The sequence below is a fragment of the Pedobacter sp. UYP1 genome, from assembly GCF_040547305.1.
Classification (GTDB): domain Bacteria; phylum Bacteroidota; class Bacteroidia; order Sphingobacteriales; family Sphingobacteriaceae; genus Pedobacter.
Genome location: NZ_JBEPPL010000005.1, coordinates 111314 through 134262 on the forward strand (window position 1 = coordinate 111314; position 22949 = coordinate 134262).

20 protein-coding genes and 2 pseudogenes are annotated in these 22949 nt (G+C 38.4%); 9 read left to right on the plus strand and 13 right to left on the minus strand.

Features of this window, described 5'->3' with window-relative positions; genetic code table 11:
- Window positions 1-5: 5 nt before the first annotated feature.
- Genes ABIB30_RS12550 through ABIB30_RS12560 form a run of 3 tightly spaced genes read right to left on the minus strand, consistent with a single transcriptional unit; the run spans window position 6 to window position 3710 of the window.
- Entirely contained in the window at window positions 6-1115 is a 1110-nt protein-coding gene (locus ABIB30_RS12550) for a DUF3419 family protein (RefSeq protein ID WP_354302492.1), read from the minus strand.
- Complete coding sequence (locus ABIB30_RS12555) at window positions 1096-2529, minus strand: AMP-binding protein (RefSeq protein ID WP_354302494.1); 1434 nt, start codon at window positions 2527-2529, stop codon at window positions 1096-1098. The genes ABIB30_RS12550 and ABIB30_RS12555 overlap by 20 nt, the downstream gene beginning before the upstream one ends.
- Window positions 2526-3710 (minus strand): SDR family oxidoreductase, encoded by a 1185-nt coding sequence (locus ABIB30_RS12560; protein ID WP_354302496.1) that lies wholly within the window; start codon window positions 3708-3710, stop codon window positions 2526-2528. Before ABIB30_RS12560 ends, ABIB30_RS12555 begins: the two co-directional genes overlap by 4 nt.
- 701 nt (window positions 3711-4411) lie before the next feature.
- Here ABIB30_RS12560 and ABIB30_RS12565 point away from each other — a divergent pair.
- On the plus strand, window positions 4412-5290 hold the full coding sequence (locus ABIB30_RS12565) for a helix-turn-helix domain-containing protein (RefSeq protein WP_354302497.1): 879 nt from the start codon (window positions 4412-4414) through the stop codon (window positions 5288-5290).
- On the opposite strand, the gene ku is transcribed toward ABIB30_RS12565, so the two are convergent.
- Window positions 5287-6057: a non-homologous end joining protein Ku gene (ku, locus tag ABIB30_RS12570; RefSeq protein WP_354302499.1), complete on the minus strand. Its 771-nt coding sequence runs from the start codon at window positions 6055-6057 to the stop codon at window positions 5287-5289. The genes ABIB30_RS12565 and ku overlap by 4 nt on opposite strands.
- A gap of 120 nt (window positions 6058-6177) precedes the next feature.
- Here ku and ABIB30_RS12575 point away from each other — a divergent pair, with 120 nt between their 5' ends.
- The 4 genes and pseudogenes from ABIB30_RS12575 (at window position 6178) to ABIB30_RS12590 (ending at window position 6823) form a co-directional block, all read left to right on the plus strand.
- Window positions 6178-6333 carry a hypothetical protein gene (locus tag ABIB30_RS12575; protein ID WP_354302501.1) on the plus strand — a complete coding sequence of 52 codons (156 nt, stop codon included), beginning with the start codon at window positions 6178-6180 and terminating at the stop codon, window positions 6331-6333.
- Window positions 6312-6536 (plus strand): annotated as a pseudogene (locus ABIB30_RS12580) (DNA polymerase ligase N-terminal domain-containing protein); the annotation flags it as partial. The gene ABIB30_RS12575 and the pseudogene ABIB30_RS12580, both read left to right, overlap by 22 nt.
- A gap of 95 nt (window positions 6537-6631) precedes the next feature.
- Window positions 6632-6700, plus strand: a pseudogene (locus tag ABIB30_RS12585) (hypothetical protein); the annotation flags it as partial.
- Entirely contained in the window at window positions 6701-6823 is a 123-nt protein-coding gene (locus tag ABIB30_RS12590) for a hypothetical protein (RefSeq protein WP_354302881.1), read from the plus strand.
- A 53-nt stretch (window positions 6824-6876) separates the two neighbouring features.
- Here ABIB30_RS12590 and ABIB30_RS12595 read toward each other — a convergent pair whose 3' ends face one another.
- From ABIB30_RS12595 to ABIB30_RS12610, 4 genes are all read right to left on the minus strand, one after another.
- Window positions 6877-7452 carry a hypothetical protein gene (locus ABIB30_RS12595; protein ID WP_354302503.1) on the minus strand — a complete coding sequence of 192 codons (576 nt, stop codon included), beginning with the start codon at window positions 7450-7452 and terminating at the stop codon, window positions 6877-6879.
- Between the two features lie 163 nt (window positions 7453-7615).
- Entirely contained in the window at window positions 7616-10447 is a 2832-nt protein-coding gene (locus ABIB30_RS12600) for a lantibiotic dehydratase (RefSeq protein WP_354302505.1), read from the minus strand.
- A 67-nt stretch (window positions 10448-10514) separates the two neighbouring features.
- Window positions 10515-11186, minus strand: coding sequence for a sensor histidine kinase (locus ABIB30_RS12605; protein WP_354302507.1), 672 nt, complete (start codon window positions 11184-11186; stop codon window positions 10515-10517).
- Window positions 11187-11806: 620 nt separating this feature from the next.
- A complete protein-coding gene (locus tag ABIB30_RS12610) occupies window positions 11807-12532 on the minus strand; it encodes a LytR/AlgR family response regulator transcription factor (protein WP_354302510.1) in 726 nt (241 codons plus the stop codon).
- A 257-nt stretch (window positions 12533-12789) separates the two neighbouring features.
- Between ABIB30_RS12610 and ABIB30_RS12615 the strand changes: the two genes are divergently transcribed.
- Both ABIB30_RS12615 and mgtE read left to right on the plus strand, forming a co-directional pair.
- Window positions 12790-13482 (plus strand): TetR/AcrR family transcriptional regulator, encoded by a 693-nt coding sequence (locus ABIB30_RS12615; RefSeq protein WP_354302512.1) that lies wholly within the window; start codon window positions 12790-12792, stop codon window positions 13480-13482.
- Between the two features lie 93 nt (window positions 13483-13575).
- On the plus strand, window positions 13576-14949 hold the full coding sequence (mgtE, locus tag ABIB30_RS12620; RefSeq protein WP_354302515.1) for a magnesium transporter: 1374 nt from the start codon (window positions 13576-13578) through the stop codon (window positions 14947-14949).
- On the opposite strand, the gene ABIB30_RS12625 is transcribed toward mgtE, so the two are convergent.
- The gene (locus ABIB30_RS12625) at window positions 14904-15665 is read right to left on the minus strand and encodes a DUF6266 family protein (RefSeq protein ID WP_354302517.1); all 762 of its coding nucleotides are present in this window, start codon (window positions 15663-15665) and stop codon (window positions 14904-14906) included. The genes mgtE and ABIB30_RS12625 overlap by 46 nt on opposite strands.
- A 797-nt stretch (window positions 15666-16462) precedes the next feature.
- Here ABIB30_RS12625 and ABIB30_RS12630 point away from each other — a divergent pair.
- The gene (locus tag ABIB30_RS12630; RefSeq protein WP_354302519.1) at window positions 16463-16792 is read left to right on the plus strand and encodes a DUF1493 family protein; all 330 of its coding nucleotides are present in this window, start codon (window positions 16463-16465) and stop codon (window positions 16790-16792) included.
- 104 nt (window positions 16793-16896) lie between these two features.
- Here the strand turns inward: ABIB30_RS12630 and ychF are convergent, their stop codons facing one another.
- The gene (gene ychF, locus ABIB30_RS12635) at window positions 16897-17991 is read right to left on the minus strand and encodes a redox-regulated ATPase YchF (RefSeq protein WP_183867345.1); all 1095 of its coding nucleotides are present in this window, start codon (window positions 17989-17991) and stop codon (window positions 16897-16899) included.
- 132 nt (window positions 17992-18123) lie between these two features.
- Here ychF and ABIB30_RS12640 point away from each other — a divergent pair, with 132 nt between their 5' ends.
- On the plus strand, window positions 18124-18606 hold the full coding sequence (locus ABIB30_RS12640) for a DUF5362 family protein (protein ID WP_354302521.1): 483 nt from the start codon (window positions 18124-18126) through the stop codon (window positions 18604-18606).
- 26 nt (window positions 18607-18632) lie between these two features.
- Here the strand turns inward: ABIB30_RS12640 and ABIB30_RS12645 are convergent, their stop codons facing one another.
- From ABIB30_RS12645 to ABIB30_RS12655, 3 genes are all read right to left on the minus strand, one after another.
- Window positions 18633-19319 (minus strand): YgaP-like transmembrane domain, encoded by a 687-nt coding sequence (locus ABIB30_RS12645; RefSeq protein ID WP_354302523.1) that lies wholly within the window; start codon window positions 19317-19319, stop codon window positions 18633-18635.
- 2 nt (window positions 19320-19321) lie between these two features.
- Window positions 19322-19567 carry a hypothetical protein gene (locus tag ABIB30_RS12650; RefSeq protein WP_354302526.1) on the minus strand — a complete coding sequence of 82 codons (246 nt, stop codon included), beginning with the start codon at window positions 19565-19567 and terminating at the stop codon, window positions 19322-19324.
- Between the two features lie 206 nt (window positions 19568-19773).
- Window positions 19774-22923: an efflux RND transporter permease subunit gene (locus tag ABIB30_RS12655; RefSeq protein ID WP_354302528.1), complete on the minus strand. Its 3150-nt coding sequence runs from the start codon at window positions 22921-22923 to the stop codon at window positions 19774-19776.
- Window positions 22924-22949: the final 26 nt, after the last annotated feature.

Here is a 22949-nt window from a genome sequence, read left to right on the forward strand (position 1 = left end):
GGTTTTTAGGTTAGATGTAGTGACATGACCGGAACAAATTGTATCTGTACCTGATTCTTGAAATAGAAACAGCTTTCCTGCGCCAGGCTTTGGCTTTTCAGCTTGATCCGGCTTTCTGATTGCAGTAAGTTTTCTCCTTGTATGTTGAGCAGATTCCAGAAGATGAGCTTTAAATCGCGGTCTGGATGTTTAGCTAGTGACAAACAGACTTCTTCAAATTCCTGATGACTGATGTATTCAAAAATATTAGAAAGACTGGCTTTGGTTATTTTCAAACCAGGTGCCGATAAAAGATATTCCACTGCCTCACCCTGAATAACCTGCAGCTTGTCCATGTTCTCTTTCAGGCTGCTGTAATTTTCCTGCCTGTAGCACGGTGGTAATACATGATGTGGAAGGTCTTGTAAACCAAAAAAGATAAAACGGAAGTAAAAGTTCTCTTTCAATAAACTTGAACTTGCTTGTAAAAGAAGGCGCTTATAAAAGACTATTCCACCCGATTCATCTACATGTTTTAATAATTTGGGATCTCTGCCATTGCTTAAATTTTCATCACTGTAATAGGTGATGAACGTTTGCTTGAAACTGCTGTTATCCAGTTTGTCCAGGAAAAATTTATACTGTGCATCAATCGTATCAAAGGCGATTAACTGATGAATCAATTCTTGTTGCTCCTGATTAAGCGTGCGATGAAAGCCCATCATAAATTTTTCCAGTTTTCCTGACAGTAGCAGGCCGCCGGGATTTTCTTCCAGAAAGGCTGTCCAGAAAGCTTGGTCTGCTGCCGGTAAAGTAGGCAGGATTCTTTGTTTCGCTTCGTTGACTGCTGTTTCTCCTGCGAGTCCTAGTATGGCGTGGTAAAGCTCATAATCGAAATTCATAATGATGTGCTGTTTGAATAGCAGCATCTTATTCTGAACGGGATTTAAATCAGCTGCAGTGACGCTTGCTGGATTCTTAAGCAACATATTTAAAGCATTACACCCTGCCGAAGTGATCACCAGTAAGTGATCATTCGTACCGATCTTAAGCGACCTGTAAAGGGTTTGACTGTCTTCCCACACCAGCGAATAACGGATGCGGTCAAGATCTAGGTTATAAAACTCTGAGTTCATTTATTTTGTGGTATAAAATTTTTGAATGATGTCTGTTGTCAACCTGAATTTCGGTCTGGAACTGTATGTTGTTAATAAGCGCAGCAGGGAAGTTCTTCGTTAAAATCCGTTTAGCTCCTTCTTGCGTTATACTGCCTTGAATAAAAATGTCGAAACCATCCTCAGCTGCTATTGCAGCAACCTGGACAACTTGATGATGCAGGGTAAGCAAATGTTCAATCTGGTAATGTTGTATGCCCAGATGCGCTTTTTCATTTCCTATTCTGGCAGTGAGGTAGAGTTCCTGATCGGCTGATAAATAACCGATATCACCCGTCCTGAGCCAGCCATCTGGATGTATAGTAGCTACATGCGGTCCTCTGACTTCTATTTCGCCTGCATTAAATGTTCCTGATGTGGTATGAATAACCGCGGCTTCGTTGATCCGGAGTTCCAGTGTTTGAACTGGTTTGCCTACACAATAGCCATTGATTGGATTTTTAGCTGTTCCGTTTATCTTTCTCACAGCAATAGGTTCTGCTTCAGATGAACCATAAATAATGTGGCTCTCTGCTTCAGGAAAATAAAGGCGAAGTTCGGGTAAGAGGTCCTCAGGTACAGGAGAGCCGCCGACTCCAATTTGCATCACTTTTGGGAAAACTTGTGGATCAGCTTTTAAACAAGCCAGAAGGGTTTTGAAATAAAACACATTGCCCATCATTGTACCGATGTTTTGAGCTGACAATTGTTGAATAATATACTCAGGATTTAATTGCCCCATCTGAAAACCAGGAATAGCGGGTACTACAGTTGTGATTCCTGCCGCGATGTTATGCAGGATAACGTTAGGGAATATGGGGAAGTCGCGCAGATTTACTTGTGGCGGGAATACTGTTTTGAGGATCAGATGTTGCGCGGCAATGACGCGGTGACTTCTGAGCACACTCTTTGGCTCTCCGGTTGTTCCGGAACTAAAAGTGACCAGTGCCGGCTGATCCGGATCTACTAAAACAGCTTCCCAATTGGTTTCTCTTTGAGTTTCCTGCTTAAGGAATAAGCATTGAATGCCGGCCGCTGCTAATTCGGATCCCATTTGCAACTGCATTTGCTCTTTTGCAATAATTACCTTGATCTTTTGCGATTTCAACAGCTTAAGCATTGCAGACAGCTCTGATTTTGCAGGTGGCAGTACCGGGATTGCACCCACACTTTGTATGGCCAGCAATGCGCTGATAGATTCTGCACTTACCGGGATTGCCAATAATACAGCGGCGCCAGGCAATACGTGCTGCTGAAGTAAATATCTGTAGTTGGAGATACTTTGCAATAGCTGTTGATTTGTAATTGCTGGCTGATGAGGATCGGCAGGAATGATTAGCTCCTGGATACCTGGTTTGGTGAGTGCGGTATGGATGACGTTGTAGAAGTTGATCACAGGGCAGAAGTACTTAGTGAAAGTTCAGGATTTTCGAAATTATGTTGTAAGGCATAATCGTATAGTTCTTCAAAGCTGTTTCGAATATCCGGTTCAGGAATGTGCGGGATAAGTTTGCGGAGTGGAGCGGCATCAAAGTTATAAGAGGTCGTATTCAGATAGCGTGAAAGCCATTTTCCGGCTCTTTTATAATACCATTCTTCCAGCAGGTTCATGTTATCGGGTACTGAATCCACGAGTTTACACTCAAGCCCTAGTTTATGGATTGAATGTTTAATCAGGTAGGCATTGCTCAATGGTGCTGAATTTACAATACTTAGCTGCTTAACCTCATCATTACGGAATACTGCTAAAATCGTTTTGGCTACATAATCAACAGGAACAATGTTTAAAGTACTTTTATTGTCCCCCATGATCCTGATCTTTTTAATATCATGCTCTTTGTAACGTTGTAAGCCCTTGTTGATAATCCGGCCTACTTCATAAAATACATTGAATAAAGGAAGGTAGTATAATGGCTCATCCAGCAGTCTGCCGCAAATCACAGAAGGACGTAAAATCTGCCAGGCAATCTGATTAGCCTCACAATGTTTGATAACCTGGTACTCTGCCATTGCTTTATAGAATTCATAATGATTCCGGTAAGGTGATAAACTACTGAAAGGCAGCAACTCTCCATTCTGTCCAAAGCGGCGGTAATTACTATCAATTAATCCGGTTTGTATACCACATGAAAATGCAGAACTGATAAAAATGAATTTGTGTGGTATATTTTTTAATTGTTCCAATAACTCCAGTGTGGTTGCATAGTTGAAATCGTGAACGTCTTGTAAAGCTGAATCGGCAGTGTTCAAGTTGGTGATGGCCGCAATATGGATCACGTGGAGATAATCGCCCAATCTTGACTTCAGCAACGGACTTTTCTTGAGATCTCTTAAATCAGAATCAATGATCTCAATAAATGATAGCAATTCTTCTACAGGGTAAATATCCAGATAGGCTGGTTTGAACGGATTTGTTAATAAAGAACTGATCCGTTCGCTCGCACTTTCTTTAGCATTGGACCTGACCACAAGAAATAATCTGCCCCTTTTTATTCCGCTGGCATACTCAGCCAATAATTCATACAGTACATGACGGCCAAGTATGCCGGTAACACCAGTAATCAGTAAATTTTCCATAGATGATATTTGTATAGATAGGTTGTATTTGTTCAGTCGCTATTCAGTTAACTGGCTGCTATCCAAATTTATTTATCTAATACTGCTGGTAAATAGATGATTTGATATTTACAATGTACTTTTTGATTTTATCAGGTGTATAACACTTTCTTTAAAGAGATATTTTGTGTCATTGATGTTCTTTTTTAGTTGAAATCTGTAATTCTTGATGTGTATAATATTTATAGTCAAATTAGTTATGTGATCAGAGATTAAAACTATAATCTGTTTTTATGAAATCCGGGATTTAGCCGGGCCGGTTTATAGGACTGCCAAAAAAGACCTTGAAATTTAACTGTATTTTAATTCGGGTTGGCTATTTTTAAATTTTTATCAGATAATCGGACTGTGAATACTGTTATTTTAATGTAAAATGTTTAAAAATAAAAGGTTTGTGATTATTTATTAAGCAGTTTTTCAACAAAAGAAATTTTTCGTGAATTAATCGATTTATCTGGATTATCATGCTTTATCCAGCCAAAACACTTACAAATTGATTTATAGGAGTTGGAACACTCAATTCGATTTTGCAGGAAAAAATCTATTTCTTAGTAAAGATAACAGCGTATCCATTTTTGTTTAATTTAATATTTTTAATAAAACTTTCTAATCATAACCTAGTCCGTGGCCTTCATCAGGTACGTACTGAATATCAAAGCCGCATGAAAAACGAATATTACAAATATTTGTGTGTGAGTGAGGAGGATGCAAACTGGGGCCTGTATGTTTTATACGTTGGCTATACCAGTGTCGCTGCCCATGCTCAATATCCACAGGAATATTATCCATCACACCATTATTTTACCTGGAAATCGGGTCGCATACTCGATGAGTACCAAATTTTATACATTACCCGTGGTGAGGGTTATTTTGAGTCTGACAGCCATAAGCAAAAGGTAACCGCAGGCACAATAATAATTCTGTTCCCTGGCGAAAAACACCGGTATATACCCGATCCGGATATTGGCTGGGATGAATACTGGATCGGGATCAGAGGCAGTATTATTGATAACCATGTACAACACAAGTTTTTTAACCGTGAAAACCCATGTATCAATATTGGGGTCAACGAAAAAGTGGTAGATCTTTTTAACCTGATCATTGATAAAACCAGAGGTAAAAATAAAGAAGATCAGCCGATGATGTCTGGGGTTGCTTTGCATCTGCTGGGCATCCTTTATTATATGGTGAAACAGAAAAGCCAGGAGAATGAACAGAAAGATTTGATTATGAACCAGGCGAGAGACTTATTCAGTTCTAATATTTCAAAAGATTTTTCTCCTAAAATGGCCGCAGAGCAATTAAAAATAGGCTACTCTTTATTTCGTAAACTCTTTAAAAACTACACAGGTTTATCACCTGGACAGTATTTTATCCAGGTAAAAATAGAAAAAGCTAAAAACCTTCTGGAAGATCAAAGTTTATCAATCAAAGAAATTGCCTATGATTTGAAATTCGACTCTTGTTTTTATTTCTCTAAATTATTTAAACAGAAAACCGGCATGAGCCCAACCATCTATAGAAAAAGAGCGGCCTGCTAAGCCCCTTTTCTGCCTTCCAGGCTTTGCATCAGCTGGCTGTAAAGGTCATCATTATTACTTTCACGGGGTTTCAATTTTTTAACAGTAGCTCTTTTGCCCCTGGCTTTCGCCTTGATAATTTTCAAAAGTTCTTTACTGTATTCATCTTTGAAACCCCTGATATCAAATGCTGAACTATATTGTTTAATCAGTGCCATACCCACCTCAAGTTCTTTTTTTGTGATGGTATCAGTCTCTGGTATTTTTAGCTCTTCTTCTGATCTTATTTCTTCAGCAAACCTGATTTTTGTAACAACCAGTACTTCATTTAAGGGGTGGATGATACATAGATTCTCTGTATTTCTCAGCACAAATCTGGCTACACCAGCTTTTTTAGACTTCACTAAGGCTTTCAATAGTAGGGCATAAGCTTTCTTCCCTTGTTTCTCTGGTTGGGCATAATAAGAAGTCTCATAATAAATGGGATTGATTTCCTGTAAATCCACAAAATTCTCCAGGGAGATCATCTTGTTTTTATCCGGAGCTGCATCTTCAAAATCCTGCTCATCGAGTACTACATAATTTTCATTCAGCAGATATCCTTTTACAATTTTATCAAAAGGGACTTCTTTTCTTGTCTTTTCATTGATCCGTTGAAATTTAATCCTGGAATGATCTTTACTGTCCAGCATGTCTAAATCCAGATGACTCTGCTGTACCGCAGAGAAAAGTTTAACCGGGATATTTACCAGTCCAAATCCAATAGCTCCATTCCAAAGTGATCTCATCCTAAATGCTTTAATTATTAATTTAACAACGCGCCATTTCTTTTGTTTTCTCTTCCTGAAAACTTTGAATCTTTCTTGTTGTTATCATCCGGAATCTGGTTATCATTTAAAACCTTTGTGATGAGTTTAAAAGCCTATAAAAAGAAACGCTCCTTTACACAGACTCCTGAGCCTGAAGGCGGTAAAGGAAGTGGAAAAGAATTGCGCTTGTCATTCAGAAACACGATGCTTCACATCTTCATTATGATTTCAGATTGGAGATGGGCGGGGTATTGAAAAGCTGGGCAGTTCCAAAAGGACCTTCCACAGATCCTGAAGTGAAGCGGCTTGCCATGATGGTTGAAGACCACCCTTACGACTATAAAGATTTTGAAGGTCTTATTCCTAAAGGCGAATATGGTGGAGGAACTGTTATTGTCTGGGATGAGGGAACTTATGAACCGGACGAGCCAGTGGATGGAACTATTGAAGACCAAAACCGAAACCTGAGACATCAGCTGCATAGTGGTAAAATCAGTTTCACCCTGCATTTCTGCAGAACCGTCCTCAGTCCACTATTGCTGCTCCATATTCTTTGCGTCCTAAACCTGGTACTACGGTCTCTATGCCTTTACATTGGGACGAAGTGAAAAAGGGATTGGAAATGAAAGACTTTACAATTTCCAATGCTTTTTCCAGAGTCAAAGAAACGGGGGACATTTTTAAGCCAGTATTAGGAAAAGGAATTGATCTTAAGAAAATTATTAAAGGCAGGCAATTGAAATAACCAGACTACTCAATAGAAATTGAATAGCCTGGTATTGGTGTGTTTGGTTGTTTTTAAGATTGTTTGCCCAGATTTCCTGTAATTGATAAAATCTCAAAAGTATAAGTGAGCTGCGTTTTATTCTTCTCGTAACATTGCAATGCATCCCATAAGCTCTTAAATTTTATAGGATTGAGATTGTTCTTTACATCCCTGCAAAAAGCGACTACACCATGATCTTTCCATTCATTATTACTCGTAGAGAGTTCTATAAATGGATAAGATTCCCCTTTAGATAACAATGATATTTTGAAACTATCCAAAATATCTTTTAGCAGTCTGAAAGAGGACTCACTGTCTCTGTATAAGTCGGGGTAAAGACCATCTTTATGAATATCATCAATATTTTGTTCCAGTGCAATGACCTGTTTTAAAAAAGCTATCCTGATATCGTCGGCAGACTCGTCAGGAGCAGATAACTCATCTTGCAATTGCTTGACTGTTTGCAGTGATTGGGCCATTGATTTTCTGGAATCCTCCGTATTTTTTTTAAGAAAAACCTTGTGTGCAGACTGAAAACTTTCGATAGCTTCAAGGCTTTTTACCAATACTGAAGGAGCGTTATAATAATTTTTAATTGAAGGTTTCATAGATTATCTATTAATAGAGCTTCATTTGAATTTTTACAGAGAAAACACTCATGTTACCACTAACGTAAAAATAGTAATTTTGTTCAATGCATAGCTTGTTTTTTAAATTATTTTTTGGCAGAACTTATTGCTTTTGAGTCGTCTAGCGTAATTGCTGCGGAAATTAAACGGGCTGTGGCAAACTTTTATTCTGTAACCTGCCAATTTTCATCTTGATGCGTTTAGTCAGGAAATTATAGACAATCATTTCATGCATACGCTGGTTGTCATGAAAAATCCTGTTGACATGCATATGGAATAAATCTGAGAGCATATTATTTTTTTCGGTTTCCATACATGCCTTTAAACTATTCAAAAAAGCTTGCTCAGTCTGTGCAGCTTTTTTCTGTTGTAATTTTGTTGGAACTATACTCAGCCCGTCAAAATTAAAGTCTTTATAACTCTGATTAATTTTTTTGGTCGCATCAGACTGGACATTAAATTCAGCTGCAAAGCTAGTATGCATTCTTTCTGCGAACAGCAACTGTTCCCCGAGTGTAAACATTGCGCTATGCATCACATTTTCAATTAAACTAATAGATAGAATATAGAGATCATTAATTTCAACAGGTTTGGCAATAATCGTTAATATGTAGTCACTATCTGCCCTGAAACATTTTTCTACCAGATCCATTCTTTTCAAACCGTATCTTTCGGTCTCCTGCCGGTAGGTTTTAAGTTGCAAATCTGCCACAGTTCCAGAGGTGATATAGGGTGAGATCAGGCGGGAAAGACCAGCCGTGAGCTCATACCCATCTTTAACTTCCTTTAATTGAAATCTTAAACGGATATGATCGGCAGGATCATTATACCGGATGAAGAACCATTTCTTGATCTTCTTCTTTAAAGGATGAATGAATTGCTTCTTAATTTCAAGAAGAATAGCATTGGATTTAGTAGAGTGACAGTAGATTTCAAAATAAAGCCATTCTTCTCCCGGTAAATATAGATTAGAAAAATATTGCTCATTGTTCCAGGTACCTCTAAATGGATAAGGCGGATAAAGTTGTGCTGTGTGTTCCAGGTTGACGATGAATTCTGGTAAATAGGGGGCGTTGTTTTCATCAATGACCTGTGACAAGGCAGGAATAAAAGCTTCTTCAATATATAAGTCTGGTTTATTCTTGCAGAACAGTACAAATGAACTCATATCTTCCTGTATTTCGGGATTGAAAACTAAGGTTTGATCACCATCACCACCTTTAAAAGGTTTATTAAAATTAATTGTGTTCAGCCAATTGTATAATTCATCTAATGACTTATTTATATTGTTTTCCTGGCAGACAGATTTGGGAACCAGCCATTTTTCAGGGCATAGAATCACATTTTTATATTGTACCCTTGGATAATGTATCAGACCTGGGAAGATATTAGAAAGATTGATACTTAGACTGGAATGTAGTCCCTGGTGTTGTAAGTCGGAAAGAAACCGGTAAACTGCCAGATCTGAACGGCCATAATTATAAGCGGAAGCTAGTTTCGGTATGAGCCGTTTACCATATTTTACGGAATGAAGTATCAATTCTTCACCTCGCACACTGACCATAATATCATTGAGGGCTAAAATGTGTTTACTTTCAGGCCAGCTTAAAATGGGCAATTCATAATTATAAATGGCCTTTCTCCGGTTGATATTATCTGCATGTTTTTCTAGCTGATAGCCGATATCAAAAAATAGGATTTCTGGATTGGCTTGCTGTTCAATCTGAACAAACCGGTGGCCTATTGCAGTAATTTCTTCACTAGCTAAAGAAAATCTTCCTAAAAGCGAATTTGCTGTACATCCGCCAATATTTTCTATTATGATATAATCTTCTGTGCATTGCAGCAAGACGCTGATCGTATTGGCAACGGGCTGTGGTGAGTTTTTCCCCTGCTCCTTAAAATCATATAACTGAATAGTTTGATGTTGTATCATTTGATTCAGCATAAACTGATATAAAGGCGTGTAGGCTATTTGATTGATCTGTTTGTAGGCTCTGTTCTTTTTTAAATCCTGAATGAGCTGACCTTCGTCTTTGTTCAGGTTCATCGACCGGTAGCCTATACCAATTTCGGGATCAAGGGCAATCTGGAGCGGAACTTCTTTGTGTTCAAACTTTTTAACGAAGTTGCTCCTGAAATCATCCAGAGAAGAGTTTTTACTGGGCTCTGTATGTTTAGAGAGAAAACCGGTCAGTTCTGCCAATACTTGAAGCCTCCTTTCCGATAGCTGACCTTTTATCCTTTTTCTTTCCGAAATAATGTAATCGTTTTTCTTTTCTTGCTGAGCATAGCCAATCCGGCCATAGTAATCCGGGCCGATAATATTGGGTTGAAAATTGGTGATTAAAAGTTGAAAAGTAACAAGCTGCTCCAAAAAGTAGGTAGTCATTGCCTTGCTTAAATTATACTCGGTACGCAGGAAGTTTTGTATCTCTTCCACAGTACGTTTGGTGCGGCAAAAATCCAGGGTCAGTTGCGTGGTTTCTTCCGCATCGATGGCTGATAATTCAAAGGAGCCATTCTCGGCATTTAAATAGCGTAACTCTCCACCTCCAATATAGGCGGTTGTATTGGTAGTAAGGAAACGCGCATGGTTGATTAACCATTTCGGATCAGTATTGAAGTTTTCCTTTTCCTGCCAGTTGATAAAACGATGGACAATATGTTTTTTTGACAGCGTTACTGGTTCGGTACTGTTTTCATTATCGATAGGGACGATCGAAAATGCTGCGAAATTCCCATATGGCGTAGCCCTGAATTTTGCACGGTTAAAATACTTCCAGATGGTAAATTTGATTTTTGGATCGAGAGTTTTCAGATCGGAATACTCATGATCTCTGATCATTTCAAAAAAGGAGGGGGAAGACTCATGGATATAGTCTTTAAGTTCATCCCAGACGTTACACAGTTCTTCTACATGAGAAAATACTGGCGTACGGGTAATACTAACAGGGGAGATCGTTAATTTCATACACTAATGTTTAGATATTTAAATAAATAATTAAACAATAAGATACTGGTTTAACGCAAAGGTTTAGCTAGTTTTTCAGCTTTAGCGCAAGCTCCACTTTGAATAAATTTCCGGCCATTTCGTGACTGAATTTGTAATTGTTTTTATAGAACTGATCCAACCGGGAGGTAATATTTGCCAGTCCGGTTTTACCACTTTCTACGTTGCTGTCATAATTTGGAAGGTTGCTGGTCTGAATAGTTAGATATTCATCTGTTGATTCTACCTTGATTTCTGCCGGATATTCTTTATCGAGCAGGTTTCCGTGTTTAAAGATATTTTCTACCAGGGTCAGTAAAATGATGGGTATAATTGTAACCTGAGCATTATTGAGTTGGGTAACGTAATTGATATGTAAGGTATGATTGAACCGCAGTTGATTCAGCTTGATAATATTTTCAACTTGTTCGAGCTCTTTGGAGACGAGAATAGTTTGGCTGTTGTTTTCCAAAGCAAATCCCATAATACTGGATAATCTCATAATGGCTTCATTCGCTTCTTCCGGTTTTTTCTTAGCCGCGTATTTGATAAAACTTAAAGTATTGAAAAGTAAATGAGGGTTGATTTGCGCACGCAGGAAATCTTGTTCTGCACGCAGGAGTTCGTTTTGTAGTTGCTCGTTTTCTATGGTTTGGACGAGTTCTTTTCTCCTTTTATCATTATAACTGAATAATAAGTAATAGGCAGAGGAATATATCATGAAATATACGCCTCTCCAAATTGTAGTTGCAATTGGTTTTAGCTGAAATAAAACTTCGGAGGTTTCAGCAAAACTTAATTCTGTAACACTGAAACCAATTATTAATGAGATAAAATAATAAGTAATTAATTCTAAAATGAAAAATACTGGAAGACGCCATAGATCTATTTGGGTATTTGTAACCCCACGCTTTAATACGATTAAAGCATGAAAATAAAATATGGAAATATTTAATATATAGAAGGAGAGATAAAATAGAAAGGGCCGGGCACCCGGAGCGACAAATTGGAGAATGATCATTTCATATGCTATGAATATGAACCAGCATATAATGTGAATTCTAACTGCTTTTGAAGGCTTTAACAGGCCTTTATATAATAATTTTAGCATGTAATATAATAAAGGTGTATCACTTTTTTTTTGGGGATAACATTGGCTATAAACTAATCATAAATAGCCATGAGTTTGACAAAAAAAAAGCTGACATTGACAAAAAAAACATTGTTTTTGTACAAGAAACCATCAATTGGTCGCCCAACCTATCCACCAGTCGACCCAACTAGTAGTTTATCTGGAGGACCTAACTGGCCTTAATTTTTTAACCCCAAAACTCAATCGACTTAAGATTTCAAAGTGTGTTTCCTTAGAAAATCAAGGAACACGCTTTTGTACTTGTCACCGATCTGATAACTCTGTCCCGGAGCTAATCTTGCAATATTTCCATCTACACGATCGAGATAATTCAAGGAGATAATTATCGACTTGTTAATCCTGAAAAAGATATCCATAATCTGCAATTTATCCTCCATTGCTTTAAGACCAATATAAGTGATTTCATGACCGGTAGTGGTATGGATCATGATATAATTCAACATCGCCTCGATGTAAACAATGTCACTATATTTTATCTTGATAAAACTGCTCTTCTGTCCACCTTTAATAAACAGGAATTGCTGTTCATCTCTTTGCAGCTTGATAATATCCTGATGCTTAAGCGTCAGATCTTCTACTTTCTGAGTGAAAGAAACGTAACTGACAGGTTTAAGCAGGTAGCCATCAGCCTTAGCTTGAAAAGCTTCCGGAGCATAACCTCTGTGTGCTGTAACATAAACCAGGAAATGGCAGTAATTATTTAATATTTCAGCAGCATCTATTCCATTAAGAACAGCCATACTGATATCCGAAAAGATAATATCAACATGTTCCGCTTCCTGCAAATAGGCAATCGCCTGCCTGGCATCCGGGAAACTCTCTACTAAGTTCAGATGAGGCACCAGTGCAATCAACTCACTTAACTCATCAATTGCATGAGGTTCGTCGTCAATAACAATACAACTCATTATCATAAGCTATTATTTTTATTGTTTAAGTTCTTAATCAAAGCACATAAATATACAAGCATTAATGTAATGATAGATGCTTTTTGATGAAAAATGACCCTTTTATATAAAATTCTGCCGGCTTTATATAAAATTTTCCCCTCCCGTAAGTCTTCCACATATCTTGTAGTTAAACAGCTAAATCAATTGCACAATGCTATTGCGACAGATCTTTGTAATATCCGCATGAAATATAACTCGCCTGGTTATATAGATAAATACTAATGAAGAACAATAAATGGAACTGCATGAGTATGCAAATTGCTACGCTCATGCACATTTCATTTATGTATGATGAAGCGAGACTGAATCATGAAAATAATATCCGACCTATGAAAAACAAAGAGAATACAAAAAGAAAGTTATTAGATGCGGTAGGTGTGATCCTTAAAAAGGATGGCTTTGGCGGATTGGGTGTTAATAAAGTAGCTAAATTAGCAGGGGTTTCAAAAATCCTTATTTACCGCTATTTTGGAGATTTCAATGAACTAGTGAAATCTTGCGTAGTAGAAAATAACTTTTGGACAAACAATCTGACAGAGCCAGCTGCATCTGAAGATGCTACCGTTTCTATGCAGCAATTGATCAATACACTTTTAAAAGAGAGGTTTGGTTATTTTTATAACCACTGCCAGATGCAGGCTGCGTTATTAAATGATACTTGCAATTATAATCTAAACATTAAAAAAAGATCAGGCAGTAACCGTTTACGCAAAAGAAAATTACAGCCAGCAAAAGAACAGGGATTCGATAATTGCATTACTTATTTTAATATAGTTTCTACACTACTCGTAGCAGGCACTAACCATCTTGTTTTAGGAAGCCATAGTGAAACTAAAAATGAATTGCAGCATTCTATGGAAAAGATTGTAGAATGGACATTCGGAGATGTTATAAACGATAAGGATTACAATTAATTATAGTTTAGGTAATGCGTTTTTAAAAATAAAACATCACTTTTGCAATCTTGGTAAAGCAAAAGAAACATGTAAATAATAAAAGCGCTATTTATGGAAGAAAAGGTTGTTGAAGAAGTTGTTGAACTAATTGAGCGTGAAGGCGATGAACAGTTAAGGGAATATTTAGACGCGCTTAATATCTCGGACGTTGAACATCTTATAGACGAACTTCCTCAATATGCGGTTAAATTCATAGATACACTGTCTATTAAAAGGGCAGTTAATGTTTTTAGAATTCTGGATTTTCCTACTCAGGAAAAAATCATCAAGAAACTTCCCGGAGAAAAACTTGCACAGCTTATTAATTTGCTGCCTCCTGATGATAGAACGTCATTGTTCTCTGAACTTAAAGGAGATGCGGTAAAGAAATTAATCATTTTGTTGCCAGCCAAAGACAGGGTAGAAGCCCTATCTCTGCTTGGTTATAAAGAAGATAGTGTCGGACGATTAATGACACCCGATTATATAGCTGTCAAAACTGACTGGACTGTGAAAAGAGTCCTGGAACATATCAGGAAATACGGAAAAGATTCGGAAACGATTGATGTGATCTACGTCATAGATGAAAATGGTATTTTACTGGATGATATCAGGATCAGAGAGATTTTACTCGCTAATCCTGAAGTCCCTGTAGGCGAACTTACCGATAACAGATCTATCGCACTGAATGCAAATGATCCGCAGGAAGAAGCAATTAATGTGTTCAGGATGAATAACAGGGTGGCTTTGCCGGTAACAGATGATAATCATGTGCTGCTTGGTATTGTAACTGTTGATGATATTTTGTGGATTGCGAATGAGGAATACACTGAAGATATGCACAAAATAGGGGGTACCCAGGCACTGGATGAACCTTATCTTGATATGCCTATTTTTGGCCTGTTTAAAAGACGTATCGGCTGGTTGGTTGTACTTTTTCTTGGAGAAATGTTAACAGCAACAGCGATGGCCCATTTTGAGGCCGATATCGCTAAAGCGGTTGTGCTTGCGATGTTCGTTCCATTGATTATTTCCAGTGGTGGTAACAGCGGTTCTCAGGCTTCAACGCTGATTATTCAGGCGATGGCATTAGGAGAAATTACGATTGGAGACTGGTGGCGTGTTATGCGCAGAGAGATTATCTCAGGGTTAATGCTGGGGCTTGTACTGGGCTCGATAGGTTTCCTGAGAATTTTTGTCTGGACACTCTTCTCTAATTTATATGGACCGCATTGGGCATTGATAGGTGTTACCGTTGGTGTAGCTCTTGTTGGTGTTGTATTATGGGGATCTCTTGCAGGTTCCATGCTACCTCTACTACTTAAAAAGCTGGGTGCTGACCCTGCAACTTCATCGGCTCCTTTTGTAGCTACATTGGTTGACGTTACCGGACTGATTATCTATTTCTCAGTGGCGGTGATGTTCCTGACCGGAGTCTTATTGTAAATAAAGACTGATTTTACTAAAAAATACTTTTCTGATAACTGCATCAATTTTTTTGATGCAGTTATCAGAAAAGTATTTTTTAGTAAAATCTGCCCCACATACACACTGTTAGATACACTTTTTCGGCTTTCAGAGATAAATGAAATGTAAGTTTCCAGTAGTAATGGCTTTTTCTTTTTTCGAATACTTAAAAGTGCCTCCCCTTCACTTCTTCTGCCAGCATTCAGCTGAAATTGTGTTCCTCGCTTCTTCGGATCGTACGCCATCAGCATAACCTGATCATTGTGGTGTATACCTTTTGCAGTGAAGCTGGTATCCCATTTAAAAGTTAAACCTTTCTCAGCCCTGTTTACCAGAACACCAGGAGTAACCGGCATTTTACCCTGGCTGAATAAAACTTTTGTAAAATCTATTTGCTGGTCGGGATAATTACCAGAAATCGCATATAATCTATTGTAAGAACTAGCTATGGCATAATAACTTTTAGAGTTAAGTTTCCCTTCCAGTCCAAACCCAATAGTAAGAAACCCTTTAACAGGCTTCAGAAACGCTGTAGTCAACGCTGTTACCTGCCTGCTTATCAAAACGGGGACTGTAGGTTTATCCGTACGTAAACCAATTGTTCGCTTTACCAATTTTCCATAAAGCAGATAAGTTACAGTATTACCTGTTCTCCCGGTAGAACCATCATTCGAACCTTTTCTAAATATCGCCATAACTATAAAATTTACATAATTAATAAGTTTATATAGTAACAAGATACTAGTTTAATTCAATTGTAAGATAATTACTTTAAAATAAGGTTTCCGGCAAGTTCTGGTTACCGTTTAATGCGCACTTCAAGCGTAGTTGATACGGGGTTGATACGGGTCGAAGCGTTTCAACCCCGTATCAACTACGCTTCAGATACGTATCAAACTGCTGGAGAACATAGCCAGTAACTAGCTCACCACCTGCCTTAAAAGCGCGTGAACCAGTAACTGAATACTGCAGAAATACAGCTGAACAAGCGTAATAGACAGGAATGCTGCATGTCTCATTTAAAGGCTTGCATAGGGAAGAAATTGAGAAAATAGAAACAAAAGAGATGTTGTTGAAAGTAAATAATTAATCAGCGCGAAATCCCAGGTTGGGTAGGTGCTGGTTTCCTGTTGAATGCTGGCGGGGCGATCGTGCGCGTGGTGCGTGGTTTGCCAGATGGCATGGAATCTTATGAGATGAGTGCCTTAATACCAACTGGTTCTTGCCAATGGAAGATGCTATAGAAAAAATTGAAGCATAGAAAGCAGAATATAATACTTTTAGATCACATAGTTCCTTAGGAGGTTTAACGACTCAGGAGATGTGGCAAAAAAACAATTAACACCCTGATTTTCGAATTTAGCGTGTCCTAAAATTGGGGGACATCAAACTTTAACAGTAGCCATGAACTTACAATACTGGATATTACCAGGAAAAAACTTTATATTATAGTTGAAACTGTGTAAAAAAAAACTTGTTTAAAATTAACCCGATGGACAAAGACATTCTTTATAGCTTTTTAATAAAACAGGCTGGTGTAACCATAGAAGAATTATCAGATGAAGCTTTATTAGAAGATGATCTGGGTATCTCTGGTGATGATGCATTTGAACTTATCGTTGCGTTTGGCAAAGAATTTAGCGTCGATGTGTCAAATTTTATGGTTGCAGATTATTTTAGTGGAGAAGGGGATTCTATTCTGCCAGCTATTGTCAATTTCTTCACAGGAAGGAAAGAGAAAAAACGTTTGGAATTAAGATTAAAACATCTTGAAAAAGCGATGATCGCAGGTCGTCTTGATGAAGAAGTCATAAACTCTTAGAGAGTAAGAAACTATAGCATGCTCTTAAGCCGGCATTATAACTCCTTAGGGTCTAATAACTCCGGTCTGCCTGAACAACAGGCCGGAGTTCATTTGTAAATTGATTATACGTTGAAACGGAAGTGCATAATATCACCATCCTCAACTACGTAAGTTTTACCTTCAACACCAAGTTTTCCAGCATCCTTACAAGCATTTTCTGACCCTAAAGTAATGAAGTCATTATATTTAATTACCTCAGCACGGATAAACCCTTTTTCAAAATCTGTGTGGATTACACCAGCAGCCTGAGGCGCAGTAAAACCTTTAGTAATTGTCCATGCTCTTACTTCCTGAACACCTGAAGTGAAATAAGTATATAAATTCAGTAAACGGTAAGCCGCAAGGATCAGTTTATTTACACCAGATTCAGTTAATCCCAAATCAGATAAAAACTCCTGACGTTCTTCATAGCTTTCCAGTTCAGCAATTTCAGATTCAATTTTAGCAGAGATAATTAATACTTCTGCGTTTTCGCCTTTTACATTTTCCTTTACCAGGTCAACATAAGCGTTTCCATTAATTACAGAATTCTCATCTACATTACAAACGTACATGACAGGTTTCTGAGTTAATAAACCTAAATCCTGGATAAAGTCGAAATCTTCTTCAGTCAAAGCTGCCGAACGAACAGATTGTCCGCTTTCCAGATGAGGTTTGATCACGCTTAGAATTTCGAAAGTCTTTTTAGCTTCTTTATCTGTTTTAGCCAGTTTCTCCACTTTCTGAATACGTTTTTCTACTGTATCCAAATCCTTAAGTTGTAATTCAGTATCGATAATCTCTTTATCACGGATAGGATCAACAGAACCATCCACATGGATTACATTTCCATCGTCAAAACAACGAAGAACGTGAATGATTGCGTTGGTAGCTCTGATGTTTCCTAAGAACTGGTTTCCCAATCCTTCACCTTTGGATGCACCTTTTACCAAACCAGCGATGTCAACAATTTCGATTGTATTCGGAACTACGCGATTTGGTTTTACCAGCTCAGCAAGCTTGGTTAAACGCTCATCAGGAACCGTAATGATACCAATATTAGGTTCTATTGTACAGAAAGGAAAATTTGCAGCCTGAGCTTTTGCGTTTGATAAACAGTTAAATAAGGTGGATTTTCCAACATTTGGTAAACCAACTATCCCACATTGTAATGCCATGAATGATTTTTTTCTTGATTTGGCGCAAAGGTATCAATTTTTTTAAATCCATCCCGCAATAAACTTGTGGTACACCCAAATATTCTTTATGTTTAAAAAATTAAAATACATTTTTCAATACAATAGAAGATCATGGACAACTTTGAGGAAATAACACCAGAATTGCAGAAGGATGCGGAGGTAGATGCATTATGGATTACGGAGGATATACGCAGTTATATCTATCAGGCCGCGAAATGGACAAGATTTCTATCAATTGTAGGCTTTGTACTTTCTACGATGTTTGTGATGTCTGCATTTAGCGTTGGTGCAATGTTATCCGCTTTAAGCACGACAATGCCAGGCAGTCCAATGTTGAAATTAGGATCTAGTGTATGGACAATAATTTATTTACTGTTTGCATTATTGCAGTTCTATCCGAGCTTTTTACTTTATAAATTCTCTACTTCGGCCACTAAAGCTGTGTTATTTGCCGATCAACCAAGTTTAGGGGAAGCGATAAACAAGTTGAAATCATTCTTTAAATTCTGGGGAATACTAACTATTGTAATCATCGTACTTTATATATTGATGATCGTTTTATTTGTCACAACAGGAGGACAAGCACCAGCTTAATCATTGACAAAATTACCTGTATAATATTATACAGGTAATTCTACCTGGTGTTTGAAAGTTTTAATCTCCTTAGTCAGCAAATGCTCTAAGTAAGGATTTAATAACCTGGCAACACCTATTCCAAGACCTCCTGCAGGTGGATGATAAGAAATAACAATCTTAAGAACAGTACCCAATCCATCCGGAGTCTCTTCAAACTCTACTCTTCCAACATGACGCAGTACAGAATCAGCGGTTGATTTCCAGCCGATCAAATGTCCCGGTTCATCTTTTACAATCTCTGCCTTCCAGTCAACCGGGATTAAATTTCCTAGTACCTTACTCTTCCAAAGTGATAAATGCTCATCGATCATCTTCACGTCCATCAGGTAATTCAAACTTCCCGGCAGGTTTTTCAGATTTCTCCAGTAACTATATACTTCGGCAGCAGGTCTGTCGATCACAAATTCACCACGTACATTGATGGCTTGCGGTCTCCTGGCGTCGATACCTAATTGCTCGTAGAACAAACAATGTCCTGTAAAACCTCTGTAGGTAAGATATGCGCCATATAAAAATCTTGGCCTGAATGGATTACTCAGACTCTTGCTTAATAAGATAGCTCCGGCAAATACAGAGACAAAACGTTCTGTTAAACCTACATTTGAATATTCATGTTTTTCAATAGAGAACTTACCAGAACGTAGTTTAAGATGTGTCTTTGGCGCTTCCATAATTACGATTTATTTTCAATTTTATGTCCAATGCTGTCAATATCTTCCTGACTCAGTTCCCCCCATATTTGCTCCCATTTACTATCCTCGTCTTTTCTGATCTGGGTGAGTTGCTGACCTTCCAATTTACAGATAAAATACTCAACGCCGTCGCTCGTTTCATCGGGTTGTACCTGGATGGTTTGATTTGCTCCATTTATTGCTGCTGTAATTTCAAATTCCGGATTGTGTAATTCTAAATCTGCCATAGTTTAATTGCTTATTCTAATTACTTAACACCTTAACCGCGGGACTGTTTCACAAAAGATGCATAAAAATTAAAAAGGGGTAGCCGCTTTCGCGGTACCCCTTTAAAGTGTTTGCACAATTAAGCTTCAAAAATCTGCCAATTCTATGGCTTAATGCAAACACAACCCTAACCAACTGAAAAAAAAGTTTTTAGGATTGCGCATTCTTAATGATGCGCTACTCCTGCCGTATCCCTGGTTTCTGTCAGGTGTCTGGCTTTTTTATGATAAGCCCAATAAAATACAATCGGGTAGACAAACAAACTAAATAAGGTATTCGTAATTAAGCCTCCGATCACTACAATCGCTAAAGGTTTTGAAGCCTCAGAACCAATTCCTGTTGATAATGCAGCAGGCATCAGGCCGATTGCAGCCATCATGGCGGTCATAATTACGGGTCTTAACCTGGTCGCAATACCATCCTTTAAAGCATCTGGAAATGACCAGGTAGGGTGGTACTTCAGCTCTGCTATATTTGACTTGAACTTGGTTAGTAAAATTACCCCGTTCTGCACGCAAATCCCGAATAAAGCTATAAAACCAATACCTGCCGAGATGTTAAAGTTGACGCCAGAGGCAAGCAGGGCTAAAACACCTCCAACCATGGCGAAAGGAACATTGTTCAGGACCAGCAATGAATCTTTAATATTCCCGAATAAAATAAAAAGGATAAAGAAGATTAGCAGTAAACTGATTGGAACTGCCTGAGATAATCTCGCTGTCGCACGCTGCTGATTTTCAAAATCTCCTGCCCATTGCAATTTGTATTCTTTAGGCAATTTGATTGCTGCATTTACTTTCGCTTGTGCTTCTGCAATGGTACTTCCCATATCTCTTCCTCTGATTGAAAATTTAATCGCACCATACCGCTGGTGTTTATCCCGGTATATAATACTTGGGCCAGTTACTTTTTTAATTGTGGAAATTTCACTCAGTGGTACTTTTGCACCCGAAAGACTTTGGATTCTCAGGTTACCAATAGATTCCTCATTTTGTCTGAAGGAATCAGGATACCTGATCCTCAGGTCAAACTTACGTTCACCTTCATAAATCTGGGTCGCTGCTTTTCCACCAATCGCCATCTCAATAACTGCATTCGCATCTTCAGTTCTTACCCCGTAAAGTGCCATTTTAGTCTGATCGAGGTTGATCTGCAATTCAGGCTGTCCTAAGTTTCTTAAGATTCCTAAATCTTCAATTCCCTTCACTGTTTTCAGGATGTTTTCGATCTTCTCTTCCTGTTTCTCAATGAAATGGAAGTCATTTCCAAACATCTTCACTACAATCGATCCTTTGACGCCTGATACTGCTTCTTCTACGTTGTCAGAGATCGGCTGAGAAAAGTTAAGACTAATCCCCGGATATCCTTTTAACCGCTCTTGCATGCGCTCAATCAGCTGCTCCTTACTCTCTTTGCGTTTCCATTCATCCTTCGGATAAATGTCAACCAGGAATTCCATATTGTAAAATCCTGTCGCATCTGTACCATCATTAGGTCTTCCGGTTTGAGAGACTACTTGTTTGACCTCATCAAAGTGAAGGAAGATCTTGCGGATCTCGTTTGATAGCTTTTTAGTTTCATCTAAGGATATACTCAGCGGCGCACTTGCGCGGACATAAATAGAGCCTTCATCAAGCGATGGTAAAAACTCTGTACCCAGGAATTTGAAACTGAATAAACCTAAGACCAGGATAACCAATGAAATTCCGAATACCAGTTTTCTCGCTTTGAAACAAGCATTGTAAAACCGGATTGTTCCGTTGGTAATTGCACGCAGAAAGAAATTGTGTTTCTCTTTTACATTTTTATTTAACAGGACACTTGCCAGTGCAGGTACCAGAGTAAAAGTGAGGATCAATGCACCCAGTAAGGCAAAACTTAATGTCCATGCCAGTGGTGAGAACATTTTCCCCTCAACTTTCTCAAAGGTAAAAATAGGTAGTAACCCTGTAATGATAATCAGTTTGGCAAAGAATATACCTTTACCATTCTCTAAACAAGCTCTTTTAATGATCCCGAGTTTACTCAGACCATTGAATCTTTGCATTCCGGTAGCCTGTGCACGGTGATCCAGGGCAACAAAAATCCCCTCGACCATCACCACGGCCCCGTCTATAATAATACCGAAGTCAATCGCCCCCATCGACAATAAGTTGGCAGACATTCCCTTTAATTTCAAACAAATAAAGGCGAACAGTAAGGCCAGGGGAATGATAATAGACACAATCAGCGTAGTCCGCCAGTCTGCCATGAATAAGAACACAATAACGGTAACGAAGATAATTCCCTCCATCATATTGTGCATTACCGTGTGGATTGCGAAATTTACCAGGTTCTCTCTGTCATAGAAAGTACTGATCTTCACATCTGGCGGCAGGATATTATCATTGATATCTTTAATCTTCTCTTTTAACCTGGTCAGTACCTCGCTCGGGTTTTCGCCTTTACGCATGACTACAATCCCTTCAACAACATCGGGGTCATTGTCCCTGCCCACTTGTCCTAATCTTGGTAAAGCACTCTCTGTAACGTCGGCAATGGTTTTTACATAAACTGGTGTTCCGTTTACATTGTCTACAATCACATTATTGATTTCATCAATATTATTAAGTACACCAATTCCGCGGACAACATAAGCTTGACCGCCCTGGTTGATCACATCACCACCTACGTTAATGTTACTTTTGGATACTGCCTCGAAAAGTTCAGATGCAGTTACGCCATATTGTATAGATTTCTGTGGGTCGACGGTGATCTGATAAGTTTTAACCTCTCCACCAAAGCTTACTACATCGGCGATGCCGGGTACAGAAAGCAGTTCTCTTTGAACTACCCAGTCTTGCAGTGTTTTTAATTCCCGGATTGATTTCTTATCACTTTTTAAAGTATACCGGAAAATCTCACCTGTTGGTCCGTATGGAGGCTCAACCTCAGGGTTTACACCTGCCGGGATATCTGCTTCAGCAATGTGATTGTTAACCTGAACTCTCGCAAAGGCATAATCTACATCATCTTCAAAGGTTATTTTAACAATAGATAAACCGAATAATGAAGAAGAACGGATACTGGTTCTTTTCTCGGTTGGGTTCATCGCTATTTCCAGCGGTCTGGTCACAAACTTTTCTACCTCTTCGGCACTACGGCCCGGCCATTGTGTAATGATCGTAACATTCGTATTGGTTACGTCTGGAAAAGCCTCGATGGTGGTGTGCTTAAAGCTCAGGTAACCAGCCACGATCATCACCAGGGTAGCAAAGAAAATGAAGATCTTATTTTTTAGGGAAAAACCTATGATCGTCTTAATGAATTTATTCATTATAGTGGATTTTTATCTGGTGTAAG

Excerpts from the sequence above, each read along its gene's own strand:
- ABIB30_RS12550 (WP_354302492.1), bottom strand. The coding sequence starts at position 1,115 with ATGAACTCAGAGTTTTATAACCTAGATCTTGACCGCATCCGTTATTCG.
- ABIB30_RS12560 (WP_354302496.1), bottom strand. The coding sequence starts at position 3,710 with ATGGAAAATTTACTGATTACTGGTGTTACCGGCATACTTGGCCGTCAT.
- ABIB30_RS12565 (WP_354302497.1), top strand. The coding sequence starts at position 4,412 with ATGAAAAACGAATATTACAAATATTTGTGTGTGAGTGAGGAGGATGCA.
- ku (WP_354302499.1), bottom strand. The coding sequence starts at position 6,057 with ATGAGATCACTTTGGAATGGAGCTATTGGATTTGGACTGGTAAATATC.
- ABIB30_RS12575 (WP_354302501.1), top strand. The coding sequence starts at position 6,178 with ATGAGTTTAAAAGCCTATAAAAAGAAACGCTCCTTTACACAGACTCCT.
- ABIB30_RS12590 (WP_354302881.1), top strand. The coding sequence starts at position 6,701 with ATGAAAGACTTTACAATTTCCAATGCTTTTTCCAGAGTCAAAGAAACG.
- ABIB30_RS12595 (WP_354302503.1), bottom strand. The coding sequence starts at position 7,452 with ATGAAACCTTCAATTAAAAATTATTATAACGCTCCTTCAGTATTGGTA.
- ABIB30_RS12600 (WP_354302505.1), bottom strand. The coding sequence starts at position 10,447 with ATGAAATTAACGATCTCCCCTGTTAGTATTACCCGTACGCCAGTATTT.
- ABIB30_RS12605 (WP_354302507.1), bottom strand. The coding sequence starts at position 11,186 with ATGATATATTCCTCTGCCTATTACTTATTATTCAGTTATAATGATAAA.
- ABIB30_RS12610 (WP_354302510.1), bottom strand. The coding sequence starts at position 12,532 with ATGATAATGAGTTGTATTGTTATTGACGACGAACCTCATGCAATTGAT.
- ABIB30_RS12615 (WP_354302512.1), top strand. The coding sequence starts at position 12,790 with ATGAAGAACAATAAATGGAACTGCATGAGTATGCAAATTGCTACGCTC.
- mgtE (WP_354302515.1), top strand. The coding sequence starts at position 13,576 with ATGGAAGAAAAGGTTGTTGAAGAAGTTGTTGAACTAATTGAGCGTGAA.
- ABIB30_RS12625 (WP_354302517.1), bottom strand. The coding sequence starts at position 15,665 with ATGGCGATATTTAGAAAAGGTTCGAATGATGGTTCTACCGGGAGAACA.
- ABIB30_RS12630 (WP_354302519.1), top strand. The coding sequence starts at position 16,463 with ATGGACAAAGACATTCTTTATAGCTTTTTAATAAAACAGGCTGGTGTA.
- ychF (WP_183867345.1), bottom strand. The coding sequence starts at position 17,991 with ATGGCATTACAATGTGGGATAGTTGGTTTACCAAATGTTGGAAAATCC.
- ABIB30_RS12640 (WP_354302521.1), top strand. The coding sequence starts at position 18,124 with ATGGACAACTTTGAGGAAATAACACCAGAATTGCAGAAGGATGCGGAG.
- ABIB30_RS12645 (WP_354302523.1), bottom strand. The coding sequence starts at position 19,319 with ATGGAAGCGCCAAAGACACATCTTAAACTACGTTCTGGTAAGTTCTCT.
- ABIB30_RS12650 (WP_354302526.1), bottom strand. The coding sequence starts at position 19,567 with ATGGCAGATTTAGAATTACACAATCCGGAATTTGAAATTACAGCAGCA.
- ABIB30_RS12655 (WP_354302528.1), bottom strand. The coding sequence starts at position 22,923 with ATGAATAAATTCATTAAGACGATCATAGGTTTTTCCCTAAAAAATAAG.